Consider the following 12885-nt stretch of genomic DNA (forward strand, 5'->3'; position numbering starts at 1 on the left):
AAATTAAGACTTTATATAGGAAGCGCTGAATATGATTAGCGTATTTGATATCTTCAAGATTGGTATTGGTCCATCTAGCTCCCACACCGTCGGCCCGATGAAAGCGGGTAAACAATTTGTTGAGGATTTAATCCAACAAAACCTTCTGACAGCCACCTCACGAATTGCGGTTGATGTCTATGGTTCTTTATCATTGACAGGGAAAGGACACGCAACTGATATCGCGATTATTATGGGTCTCGCTGGTAACTTACCTGATACTGTTGATATTGATGCCATACCCAACTTTATCCGTCACGTTGAGCAAAGTGGTAAATTGCTGTTGGCTCAAGGGCAGCATGAGGTTGACTTCCCCATTGAAGGCGGGATGAATTTCCATTCAACCAATTTACCTTTACATGAAAATGGCATGACCATTAGTGCATTTAATGCCGATAATAACGTGATCTACAAAAAGACCTACTACTCTATCGGTGGGGGTTTTATTGTCGATGAGGAGCATTTTGGTCAATCGACTGAACAATCAGTACAAGTTCCCTATCCCTATAAATATGCAGCAGATTTACAAAAGCATTGTAAAGAGACAGGCTTATCCCTTTCTGCTCTCGTGATGCAAAATGAGTTAGCCATACACAGTAAAGAAGAAATCCATCAATATTTAGCGGCTGTCTGGGATGTCATGAAGGCGGGTATTGAGCGTGGCGTCACCACCGAAGGGTTATTACCGGGGCCACTACGAGTACCTCGTCGTGCCGCAGCATTACGCCGTCAACTTGTGACTAGCGATAATACCAATATTGACCCAATGGCAGTAATTGACTGGATCAATATGTTCGCCTTAGCCGTCAACGAAGAGAATGCTGCGGGAGGCCGTGTTGTCACCGCGCCAACTAATGGCGCATGTGGCATTATCCCTGCCGTTTTAGCTTACTATGACAAATTTATTCGTCCTGTAAATGAGAACTCCTATACTCGCTATTTCTTAGTATCAGGTGTTATCGGCTCATTATACAAAATGAATGCCTCTATCTCTGGTGCAGAAGTTGGTTGCCAAGGTGAGGTCGGTGTCGCTTGTTCAATGGCAGCAGCAGGCCTTGCCGAGTTGATGGGAGGAAGTCCAGAACAAGTTTGTGTAGCAGCAGAAATCGCGATGGAGCATAACCTTGGCTTGACTTGTGACCCTGTTGGCGGACAAGTTCAAGTGCCTTGTATCGAACGTAATGCAATAGCCGCAGTAAAAGCGGTCAACGCGGCACGCATGGCATTACGCCGTGTGAGTGACCCGCGAGTTTGCTTAGATAAGGTTATCGAAACCATGTATGAAACGGGTAAAGATATTAATGCCAAATATCGTGAAACGTCACAAGGTGGTCTAGCAATTAAATTGGCGCATTGTGAATAATTACCCTGTTTTTAATCGACAGTAATGTCACTTTATATGCCTGCTTTTAATATGAGAAATCTTATCATAAAGCAGGCATAGTATGGATGAACAAAAACGTAACTATTTCCCCTTTAAATCCCCAATCGTTTTGACTTAACATACCCGTTCAACTTTGTCGTGTTGTGAGAGAAAAAAGTATAATTGTATCCTCATTACAATATTGAGGATATTCTTTAAAAAAAGAATAAAAATGCATAGTTCTAGGTATCATACATTATTTTCCCTTTTCACAAGAATTTCACCATATTCTTCCGCTTTTATCAAACAGCTAATACATATTTTCTCAGGAATAAAAGGAATATCAGGTAATGAACTTTGTGGGATTGAAGTCCCTAATATTTTCACAACATCAGGTAATTGTCCTTCCCCCCCACCACTTGAAGGTGCCCCAGTACCAAAATTAATCATTTTACTAGATGTAATTCCGCCAGCATCAATCTTAACAAAGTTCCCTGCTGCCTGTAAGGTTAATTCGCCCCCTGCATCAATAACCACTTTTACTCCCGCTTTTAGTTCCTTTCTTTTCTGTTTTTCTTATCCCGAGTTCAGGTTATTTACTTTTACATCCTGTTAAAACTTGACCGCTTCCGTCAGGAAGTCTGAATGAAAGTATCCCTAACCTTTTCATATAACCAATATGAACATCATCTTTATCATAGAACAGTTCATCACCCTCTTTCCCTTTTTTCTCTTCAAGCCTTGGAGTTACATAATCTCCAAGATTCATTCCCTTTACTGTAACTACTCTATTGTCAATCACAATGACGGCTTCTGACAAATTACTAGGGAATTCATATTCATTACCCGTTAGATCCGCAGCACGGTTTATATCCTGATCTATAATACAGACGTATTCTCCATCATACGTTACATCTTTCCCACCGCAGCCAGCCAATGAGACAGCAAAAATTCCTAACACCAACCCCTTTTTCATACATCACCATATTTTAGTTAAGTACGTAAATACTAGGATAGATGCAGGTTTCAGGCAATCATAACCACCCGCAAAGCGGGTGGTTTTATGTTTAAGACGTTAACGCGACTTAAACTGGCTAAAGTCATAAAAAAACAGGAGTCAGCAATATACTGACTCCTGTGTTTCGTTAATTTTATTATGATTACGCGATATCTGATTTAACCGGCATCGATACCGATTGTGCTCTTTGCTTCACCTCATTTACAATGCCGTTTGCAACGCCTTCGATTCTACTCCCCATTGAACTGATTGACTCTCTCAATGTACTTACAACCATGTCCGCCTTACCATCTACATTAATATTTATCTCATTCTTCATCACCATAGATTGGCTATTGCTATCGCCTGCTTTAATAGTACCTGAGTTTATACCTAGGTTTTCAGCATTACCGCCCGTCACAGCAGGAGCCATTTGCTCTTTAATATCCCCCAATGGATCGGCAGTATTTGAAATTGTCACTGTGGTAGTTTTGCTGCTCGTCGTCACTATAGAATCCGATAGCTCTTCTTTACCTTCATTAGCCAGTGAAGCTATTTGCTCTAAAAGAACTTCCAGTTTTTTACCAAACTCCTGCTGTTTTTGGCTGTATTCTGTTTCCATTTTGGTGATTTTAATATTCAAACGAGAAATGGTTTCTTCTCTTTTTGAAATTAAGGATTGGTTATTTTCTAATTTGTCTTGTGTATCATTAAGTTCTTTTTTCAATGATGCAATCGCTTTATTGAGCTCTTCTTTATTAGCACAATCGTCATTTAATTGCTGCTCTAACTCAGCAATTTTAGATTCCTTATTATGGATATCCGACTGTAATGCTTCAATACGGTCATTTGCTTTAATTATTTTTTTATTGATATCAACAAGTCTCTCTTCAAGTTTATTTTTATCTTCGATAGCTTGTTTTATTTTTATTGCCATCGATTTTATCTCTTGATCTTTATCAGACAATTGAGATACCAAATTATCAATTTTCTCAAGGTCACTACTTATAACTTCATTTAATTTTTTAATTTCCTCATTTTTTTCTTTTAGTAATGTCTCATATCTATCTTTTTCCGATTGAGATAGCGCGCTACCATCAGCTTGCATATCACTGAAACTTTCTTTTATTTTGGCAAAATCGTCTTTCATCGCTTTAAGCTGCTTTTGATTTCCATCATAAGTTTCTACACAGTGCTGTAGTTCCCTGACGGCATCCCCCCCTTTTAAATAAGAGTATTTTGTATTAACCGAACCAAATTCGTTATTCGCTAAACCGCCTTTTAACGTATTTTTGTTTATACCATAATTACTGCTATGACCCCCACCGATATCACCATTGTTTTTACCATGATTAATGGCGGCTCCAGCTTCAATAATATCTTCATTATGGTTATTATTAATTGAGCTACCACCTTTAATTCTACCATTACCTAACCCACCATCGTGAGCTAAGCCACCTTCAATAATGCCTTTATTACGGCCATGATTAGTAGCATCTCCGCCTATTGTCGTGTTCTCACCCAATCCTTGTGTTGTTTGTTTTCTTTCTAGCTGTGCTTTTCTTTCTTCAATTGTCATAGCCATAAATATCATTCTCCGTATTAAATACACTAATTAAATCCATTTATAAATAAAATACTTCATATCGGTTTGGCAATTCCATTGAATAAATTACATTCATAAAAATAATTAAACACCAAACGATTAATATAATTATTGAATTAAAAATAAAATATTGCAATTGAAGTTTATCTGTAAAAAATAATTATAAATTAAGACTAACTCTATTTAAATATTCAAAATTACGATAAGTTAATAATCTTTCATTTGTAAAATAGCGTTTTTCAATCCAAGATTATACCTAAGTGCCTTAAGGCCCTCACATCCTCGTATTATATCGTTCACCCGCCATGCAATTCAGAAGCGCAACCCCTTCCTGAACGATGATTCTGTACGTAGAATGATTTATTTAGTGATTGAGTCGGCCTCTAAAAAATGGAACATGCTGATCCAATACGGGAAACAAGCATTAAGTCATTTTATTATTGCGTTCGGTAACGGCCCAAACGGCCACATTTAATGAAAGGCGAATACATAGAATGAGTTACAGGGGAGTTGCTGGTGCTGTACTTACAACACCAGCACACCATTCAAAAATAATATGGTGACCGTTGCACACATCTAACAAAAAAGCCTCAGCAACCCAATCGTTAATTGTTCACCATCGGCTAATTGAGCTTTGCAACAGCGCCACCTCAAGCGTGCTTTTAATCAGAATTTAACCAAAAATAGCATTCCACCAGCCACTGACCGTTTTTACGATATAGTCCCAAATACGCCCAAAGAAGCCCGCTTCTTCAACTGATTCTTTGACCACGAGTGGACGCTGTTCAACAATTTGATCGTTTAAGATAAAATTGACTGTTCCAACCGCTTGATTTTTAGCCAGTGGTGCTTCAATTGATGGATTCGTCAGCGTATAACTCACTTTCAAATTCTGTAACTGGCCTTTTGGTATCGTGATAGCAGTGTCTTTTTCAACGCCAAGTGCTACCTCTGATTTATCACCAAACCAAACGCGCTGTGTTTGCAATGTTTGATCGGCTTTGATTGGAGTCACCGTTTCAAAGAAACGGAACCCCCATGTCAGTAATTTTTCACTTTCCGAAAAACGTACTCGGTCACTCGGAGCACCAAGCACCACAGAAATCAGACGCATTGGGCCATCCGTCGCGGAAGCAACTAAATTATGCCCTGCGCCACTGGTGTGACCCGTTTTCACACCATCAACATTGAGATTTTGGCTCCATAACAGACGGTTACGGTTAGGTTGACGGATTTTGTTAAAAGTAAACTCTTTTTCTTTATGTAAAGCGTACTCATCAGGCACATCACGGATCATCGCTTGGGCTAAAATTGCCATATCACGAGCAGTGCTGTATTGCCCTTCAGAATCTAGGCCATGCACTGTTTTAAAATGGGTATTTTTTAACCCTAACTGCTTCACATATTCATTCATCAAGCTGACGAACGAGTCTTGGCTACCAGCGACATAATCCGCGAGCGCGATACTGGCATCATTCCCTGACTGAATAACGACCCCTTTATTTAGATCCAATACCGAGACACGATCTTTAGGCTTTAAAAACATCAGTGATGAGCCTTTTAGGACGGGATTGCCCGTTGCCCACGCATCTACACCTACCGTGACCATATCCTGTGGCGTGATTTTACCCGCTTTAATTGCTTGACCGACCACATAGCTGGTCATCATTTTCGTCAAACTAGCAGGATCTAAACGCTCATCTGGATTACCTGACGCCAAAATTTTACCGCTGTCGTAGTCCATCAATACAAAAGCTTTTGCATCAACCTGTGGAGCAACCGGTGTTCCTGCCGCGTAAGCAAAATGACTTACCGCAACTAAAAGGCCTAATCCAGTTCCTAGGTATCGCGCCTTTAAGGTGAAAAATTTTTTGTTCATCGGTTACTCCTTTACAAATACTAAAACGGTTAATTCATTATTAATGTAGGGCTTTTTACACAATTAAGCTACACACAACAAATAAAGATTGTTCCCATAATACGATTTCATCTATCTTAATTAGGGTAAACAACGAAACATCAAATCATGGGGAAAACTATGTTAACTGTATGGGGTCGTAAAAACTCATCAAACGTCAAAAAAGTACTTTGGTGCCTTGAAGAATTGAACGTTGCTTATCATCAAAAAGATGTTGGCGGCCCTTTTGGGGGGCTTGATACACCTGAATATAAAAAAATGAATCCAAACAGCACCATTCCAACTTTACAGGATGATGACTTTACCCTGTGGGAATCAAATACCATTTTACGATACCTTACGGAAAAGTTTGATCATTCTCACTTATTGGTCCCACAAAACCTTCAAGAAAAGGCTGCTGCCGACAAATGGTTAGATTGGGGATGTGGAAGTTTGTTCGATAATATCAAACAGATGATGAATAAAATTGTCCGCGTTTCCCCTGACGAACGAGATCCAGAAACAGTACGTACCATTTATCACAATATTGAAAAGTTGCTCAAAATTGCCGATGAAGCCCTAGCGACTCAGCCCTATTTTAGCGGTCAACAATTTGGGATCGCTGATATCGCTATTGCTCCACTGTTTTACCCATGGCACGAAATCGTCACAGAACGCCCTGAATTCCCTCACTTAGAACGTTGGTACTCTCAGTTAACAACCCGTCCTGCTTTCCAAAAAATTGTGATGATCCCGCTTAAATAGTCATCGGCATCTGCATTGGGTTTGGGTATTGATACTCAAACCCAAGTTCTTGACAGATACGTTCACCTTTAACGATTTTCCCTGCGTTTTCTGCCGGTTCAGTGCAAAATTCAGGTGCCTCCAAATTTAATGATTGAGACGCTTGGCGGTAGAAATCCGCGCGTTGAGGATGTTGAGGAGCACATAAATTATAGATATGTCCTCCTTTGGGCTGCCTGAGTAATAATAGGATGGCAGCAATCACATCATCCTGATGAACAAGATTAACAGGCTGTGTTGCTCCTTTTAGGGATTTTTTGCCCGCAAGGAAACGCCCTGCGTGACGATTTTCTCCTACCAACCCCGCTAGCCGTAAAATATCCACTGAAATGTTCGGCAGTGCATGAAGCCAGTTTTCAACCTCAATCAAGGCTTGCCCTGACGCGGTTTCTGCATGTCGCTGGCTATTTTCATCAATTTCACCAATCGCATTACCATAAACAGAAGTCGATGAGGTAAAAATCACACGAGGAATTTGAAAGGTTATTGCCGTATCAACAAGCTGTTCGATGGCGTTGACATAAGCTGGTACATTCACTTTTGAAGGCGGTAGTAAAATAATTAACGCCTGAGCCTCTTCCATTAATTGCTGTAAGTCATCACCATCACACACTAATTCGGGAGTGAGCTGCAAATGATAACAATCAATTCCTACAGCACGAGCGGCAGCGATACCATCCGTGGTCGTTTTTGTGCCAGAGACTTCAATCCCCTCAGCTAACAACGCTCTCGCAAGGGGTAACCCTAACCACCCTAATCCAACAATTGCGACCTTTTTCATCATTCCCCCCTACATACCGACAATAACTTAATTCTGCTTAGCTTATCGAAAAACCTTTTAACTTCCGAATATATTATTCAGGCGATTATTCACTATAAAACGGCACTATCCAATTATTATCGATTATTTTTAAAAAAAGAGTTGCATTCTAGTGATGAAATCGGATAGGTTGATGAGTAGTGAATGTTTAAGCAACTAACAATATTATTATCGGAAGCTATTATGACTCGTATTTCTCGCAACCATCATCATCACCATCATCCTGATTAGTCTTTCGGGCGATGTGTGCTGGAAGACGTTCAATAACTCTTCCGGTGGCTGAAATGCGAAATAGAGAAAACCCTCGGAAGAATATCTTCCGAGGGTTTTTTTATTATTAATCAAAAATATATTACAGAATAAGCAGGGTAAAATTATGTTGGATAAATCACGGTTAAGAATTGCTATTCAAAAATCAGGTCGTTTAAGTGAAGACTCACGAGAACTGCTTGCCCGCTGCGGAATTAAAATCAATTTACAACAACAGCGATTGATTGCTTATGCAGAAAATATGCCTATTGATTTACTTCGTGTACGCGATGACGATATCCCAGGGCTAGTTATGGATGGTGTCGTTGACCTTGGTATCATTGGTGAAAACGTCCTTGAAGAGGAGCTATTAAGCCGCCGTGCTCAAGGCGATAATCCCGCTTATAAGACACTGCGTCGCCTTGATTTTGGTGCTTGTCGCTTATCATTAGCCGCGCCTCTTGACTTTAACTACACAGGTGCAGAGTGCTTAAATGGCTCTCGTATTGCCACCTCTTACCCGAACTTATTAAAACGTTACTTCGATGAAAAAGGCATTCAATTTAAATCTTGTTTATTAAACGGCTCTGTCGAAGTCGCCCCTCGGGCAGGTCTTGCCGATGCTATCTGTGACCTTGTTTCAACAGGGGCAACATTAGAGGCCAACGGCCTAAAAGAAGTCGAAGTGATTTATCGTTCTAAAGCTTGTTTGATCCAACGAGACGGGGAAATTTCAGCAGACAAGCAGCAACTGATTGATCGCATGATGACACGCATTCAAGGTGTTATCCAAGCCCGCGAATCCAAATACATTATGCTACACGCTCCAAGTGAGCGCTTAGAAGAGATTATCGCATTACTGCCGGGTGCAGAGCGCCCTACTTTGTTGCCTTTAGCGGGAGATAAAAACCGTGTTGCAATGCACATGGTCAGCAGTGAAACCCTGTTCTGGGAAACCATGGAAAAACTCAAGGCATTAGGCGCAAGCTCCATTTTGGTTCTACCGATTGAAAAAATGATGGAGTAATACCGATGGAAATGGGATTTAATCAACCGATTCGCTGGTCATCATGTCATGCTAATGAACAAAAAGCGCTACTGACACGCCCTGCCATCGCTGCGTCTACAAACATTAGCGCTGCTGTCACCCAGATCATTGAACAGGTCAAAGCCCGCGGTGATAGTGCATTAATCGAATTTAGCCAACGTTTTGATAAAACAGCTATTTCAACTATTCGTGTTTCACAAGATGCTGTTGAACAAGCCGCAACACGCCTTGATGACAACATCAAAATTGCGATGCAAACGGCCATCGGCAATATCCGTCGTTTTCATGAGGCTCAGAAACCGGCGGCTATTCAAGTTGAAACTCAACCTGGGGTTGTGTGCCAACAAATTACACGTCCGATCGATTCCGTGGGCCTCTATATTCCTGGAGGCTCAGCCCCCCTTCTTTCAACGGTAATGATGTTAGGCACACCCGCAAATATTGCAGGCTGCCGGCAAGTGATCCTTTGCTCACCGCCACCTATTGCAGATGAAATACTCTATGCCGCTAAATTGTGTGGTATTACCGATATTTTCCAAGTTGGGGGAGCGCAAGCAATTGCCGCTATGGCATTTGGAACCGAAAGTATTCCCGCCGTTGATAAAATTTTTGGCCCGGGCAATGCCTACGTGACAGAGGCCAAACGCCAAGTCAGCCAAGATCACGAAGGGGCCGCAATTGATATGCCAGCGGGGCCATCAGAAGTGTTAGTCATTGCTGACAGCCAAGCCAACCCTGCTTTTACAGCGGCGGATCTATTATCGCAAGCAGAGCATGGCCCTGATTCACAAGTCATATTGTTAACCGACAGCCAAACATTTGCTCAACGTGTTATTGATGAAACGGAAAAACAGCTTGCAGAGCTATCGCGTGCTGATATTGCAAGAGCAGCATTGAGTGCCAGTCGTGTCATTATTGCTGACTCCATTGCACAGTGCGTTGAAATAAGTAACCGCTACGGTCCAGAACATTTAATTCTACAAACACGCAATGCCGACGAATTAGTCGAAAACATCACCAGTGCGGGATCGATTTTTGTTGGTGACTGGTCACCTGAATCCGCGGGAGATTATGCATCTGGAACTAACCACGTGTTGCCGACTTACGGTTATACATCAACCTATTCAAGTCTTGGCCTTGCTGATTTTATGAAACGTATGACAGTGCAAAAACTCTCGCCTCAAGGGCTTTTAGGGTTAGCGACTACCATTGAAACGTTAGCGCAAGCAGAAAGCCTAACGGCTCACAAAAATGCCGTGACCTTACGTGTCACTGAACTGAACAAACAAAAATAGGAGTGAGTGATGAGCGAAACCTTTAAAGCCGCTAGTCTTGCACGTAACAATGTCAAAGAGATGACACCCTATATGTCTGCTCGCCGTTTAGGCGGTCGTGGTGATGTTTGGTTAAATGCGAATGAATACCCAATTGCGCCAGAGTTTCAGTTTAATGAACGTAATTTAAACCGCTATCCTGAATGCCAGCCTACCGATTTGATCCTCAATTACGCGGCGTATGCAGGGGTTTCTCCTGAGCAAGTGTTAGTTTGCCGCGGCGCTGACGAGTCAATCGAGCTGCTGATCCGGGCCTTCTGTGAACCCGGTAAAGATGCGGTGATGTTTTGTCCACCTACCTATGGCATGTACAGTGTCAGCGCTGAAACTTTTGGTATCGAACAGAAGAAGATCCCTGCTCTGCCAGACTGGTCACTCAATGTTGATGCTATTCGTGAAAACTTGAGCAACACTAAGCTGATCTATATTTGCAGCCCTAATAATCCAACCGGCAATATTATTGATAACAAGGCACTGGTTGAAGTCCTTGAAATGGCGGCAGGTCGAGCGTTAGTGGTTGTTGATGAAGCTTATATTGAATTTTGCCCTCAATATAGCGTAGCCAGTTGGCTCAACAACTACCCTAACCTAGTCGTATTGAGAACTTTATCAAAAGCATTTGCACTAGCAGGCCTGCGTTGTGGCTTCACATTAGCCGCCCCCGATGTTATTGAAGTTTTGCTAAAAGTGATCGCTCCTTATCCGCTTTCTACCCCTGTGGCGATGATAGCGGCTCAAGCGCTGAATATGGAGGGGATAGCGACCATGAAACACCGTGTTACGACAATCACCAATAACCGCATTGCGCTTTCAGAAGCTTTACAGGCATTGCCTATCGTAGAAAAGGTTTACCCAAGCGAAACTAACTATATTTTAGTGCGCTTTACTGACGGCAATAAGGTGTTTAAAGCCCTGTGGGATCAAGGCATTATTTTACGTGATCAAAGTAAACAGCCAGGACTTGCCAACTGTTTACGTATCACTATCGGCACAGAAACCGAAAATGTACGTGTTATTGACGCTATTGAAGCCCTTTGCTAAACCTGAAAATAGGAAACATTCATGAGCCAAAAAATACTTTTTATTGACCGTGACGGAACATTAATCACTGAGCCACCTACTGATTTTCAGGTCGATAGCCTAAGCAAATTAGCATTTGAAAAAGCGGTGATCCCGAGCTTACTCGCGCTCCAAAAAGCCAACTACCGTTTAGTCATGGTCACTAACCAAGATGGCTTGGGAACGGATAGCTTTCCAACGGCTGACTTTGAGCCACCTCATAATTTAATGATGCAGGTTTTTGAATCTCAGGGTATCCAATTTGATGAAGTGCTGATCTGCCCTCACAAACCTGCGGATAACTGCAACTGCCGCAAGCCAAAGTTAGGCTTAGTCGAAAATTATCTTGTTGAAGGTAAATTAGACAAAGCAAACAGCTATGTGATTGGCGACCGTGAAACCGACATCCAATTAGCTGAAAATATGGGTATTCAAGGCCTACGTTATAGCCCTGAATCACTCGATTGGGTCGCTATCACTGATAAGTTAACCAAACGCGATCGTCATGCCTTGGTCGAACGAGTCACAAAAGAGACCCATATTCGCGTCGAAGTCTGGCTTGATCGCGAAGGCGGTAGCCAAATCAACACCGGCGTTGGCTTCTTTGATCACATGCTTGACCAAATCGCGACTCACGGTGGTTTCCGTTTAAATATCGACGTTAAAGGTGACCTATTTATAGACGACCATCACACCGTTGAGGATACAGGTTTAGCCCTTGGTGAGGCACTGCGTGTTGCGCTAGGTGACAAACGTGGTATTGCGCGTTTTGGCTTTGTGCTACCGATGGATGAGTGCCAAGCACGCTGTGCATTAGATATCTCTGGCCGCCCACACCTTGAATACAAAGCAGAATTTAAATACCAACGCGTTGGTGATTTGAGCACTGAAATGATCGAACACTTTTTCAGTTCACTCTCTTATGCGATGGGTTGTACGTTACACCTGAAAACTAAAGGGAAAAACGATCACCATAAAGCAGAGAGCCTATTTAAAGTGTTTGGTCGCACCTTACGCCAAGCGATCCGTGTTGAAGGGGATACTTTGCCTAGCTCGAAAGGGGTTCTCTAATGAATGTTGTGATCCTTGATACGGGGTGCGCTAATTTGTCATCGGTCGCTTACGCCGTTAAGCGTTTGGGTTACACCCCAAAAATTAGCCGTGATACTAAGACGATTTTACAGGCTGATAAAGTGTTTCTACCGGGAGTCGGCACAGCAAGTGCCGCCATGGAACAACTGAATGAGCGTGAACTCATTCCGTTAATTAAAACGCTGACTCAACCTGTTTTAGGCATCTGCTTAGGTATGCAATTAATGGGCAGTGTGAGTGAAGAAGGTAAAGAATTGATCCCATTACTGGGCCTCATTGATAGCCCGGTCCAAAAAATGGATGCTAACGGTTTGCCTGTTCCGCACAGTGGCTGGAACCAAGTTAAAGCATTAGCAAGCCACCCTTTATTCAAAGGGATCCGTGAGGATGCCTACTTCTATTTTGTGCATAGCTATTCGATGCCAATTTCAGGTAATACCCTAGCTCAAACCTTATATGGGAACCCATTTAGTAGTGCTGTCAATCAGGATAACTTTTACGGGGTTCAATTCCACCCTGAACGTTCGGGTGCCGCAGGCTCCCGTCTGATCCAAAACTTTTTGGAGATGTAATTGAG

12 protein-coding genes and 1 other annotated feature are annotated in these 12885 nt (G+C 42.1%); of the genes, 7 read left to right on the forward strand and 5 right to left on the reverse strand.

Annotated elements, in window-relative coordinates; genetic code table 11:
• Positions 1–31 precede the first annotated feature (31 nt).
• Positions 32–1402, forward strand: a complete 1371-nt coding sequence (locus I3B46_RS15720; protein WP_036943586.1) for an L-serine ammonia-lyase — start codon at positions 32–34, stop codon at positions 1400–1402.
• Between the two features lie 249 nt (positions 1403–1651).
• Here the strand turns inward: I3B46_RS15720 and I3B46_RS15725 are convergent, their stop codons facing one another.
• The 4 genes from I3B46_RS15725 to I3B46_RS15740 form a co-directional block, all read right to left on the reverse strand.
• Positions 1652–1939: a hypothetical protein gene (locus tag I3B46_RS15725; protein ID WP_004918029.1), complete on the reverse strand. Its 288-nt coding sequence runs from the start codon at positions 1937–1939 to the stop codon at positions 1652–1654.
• Between the two features lie 55 nt (positions 1940–1994).
• Entirely contained in the window at positions 1995–2378 is a 384-nt protein-coding gene (locus I3B46_RS15730; RefSeq protein WP_004918027.1) for a hypothetical protein, read from the reverse strand.
• Positions 2379–2562: 184 nt separating this feature from the next.
• On the reverse strand, positions 2563–3984 hold the full coding sequence (locus I3B46_RS15735) for a hypothetical protein (RefSeq protein WP_104873359.1): 1422 nt from the start codon (positions 3982–3984) through the stop codon (positions 2563–2565).
• Positions 3985–4678: 694 nt separating this feature from the next.
• Positions 4679–5884 (reverse strand): serine hydrolase, encoded by a 1206-nt coding sequence (locus I3B46_RS15740; protein ID WP_004918021.1) that lies wholly within the window; start codon positions 5882–5884, stop codon positions 4679–4681.
• Positions 5885–6043: 159 nt separating this feature from the next.
• On the opposite strand from I3B46_RS15740, the gene I3B46_RS15745 reads away from it, so the two are divergent.
• Complete coding sequence (locus tag I3B46_RS15745) at positions 6044–6667, forward strand: glutathione S-transferase family protein (RefSeq protein WP_014657819.1); 624 nt, start codon at positions 6044–6046, stop codon at positions 6665–6667.
• On the opposite strand, the gene I3B46_RS15750 is transcribed toward I3B46_RS15745, so the two are convergent.
• Entirely contained in the window at positions 6660–7487 is an 828-nt protein-coding gene (locus I3B46_RS15750; RefSeq protein ID WP_040132945.1) for an SDR family oxidoreductase, read from the reverse strand. The genes I3B46_RS15745 and I3B46_RS15750 overlap by 8 nt on opposite strands.
• A 245-nt stretch (positions 7488–7732) precedes the next feature.
• Positions 7733–7861: a sequence feature (His leader region), on the forward strand.
• Positions 7862–7902: 41 nt separating this feature from the next.
• Between I3B46_RS15750 and hisG the strand changes: the two genes are divergently transcribed.
• The 5 genes from hisG to hisH are packed head-to-tail and all read left to right on the forward strand — an operon-like array spanning position 7903 to position 12880.
• Positions 7903–8802: an ATP phosphoribosyltransferase gene (hisG, locus tag I3B46_RS15755; RefSeq protein ID WP_004918014.1), complete on the forward strand. Its 900-nt coding sequence runs from the start codon at positions 7903–7905 to the stop codon at positions 8800–8802.
• Positions 8803–8807: 5 nt separating this feature from the next.
• Positions 8808–10118: a histidinol dehydrogenase gene (gene hisD / locus I3B46_RS15760; protein ID WP_076914365.1), complete on the forward strand. Its 1311-nt coding sequence runs from the start codon at positions 8808–8810 to the stop codon at positions 10116–10118.
• Positions 10119–10127: 9 nt separating this feature from the next.
• On the forward strand, positions 10128–11198 hold the full coding sequence (gene hisC / locus I3B46_RS15765) for a histidinol-phosphate transaminase (RefSeq protein ID WP_163762152.1): 1071 nt from the start codon (positions 10128–10130) through the stop codon (positions 11196–11198).
• 21 nt (positions 11199–11219) lie between these two features.
• Positions 11220–12287: a bifunctional histidinol-phosphatase/imidazoleglycerol-phosphate dehydratase HisB gene (hisB, locus tag I3B46_RS15770; RefSeq protein WP_004918009.1), complete on the forward strand. Its 1068-nt coding sequence runs from the start codon at positions 11220–11222 to the stop codon at positions 12285–12287.
• On the forward strand, positions 12287–12880 hold the full coding sequence (hisH, locus tag I3B46_RS15775) for an imidazole glycerol phosphate synthase subunit HisH (RefSeq protein WP_088498606.1): 594 nt from the start codon (positions 12287–12289) through the stop codon (positions 12878–12880). Before hisB ends, hisH begins: the two co-directional genes overlap by 1 nt.
• Positions 12881–12885: the final 5 nt, after the last annotated feature.

The organism is Providencia sp. 2.29 (genome assembly GCF_015832305.1).
Classification (GTDB): Bacteria; Pseudomonadota; Gammaproteobacteria; order Enterobacterales; family Enterobacteriaceae; genus Providencia; species Providencia stuartii.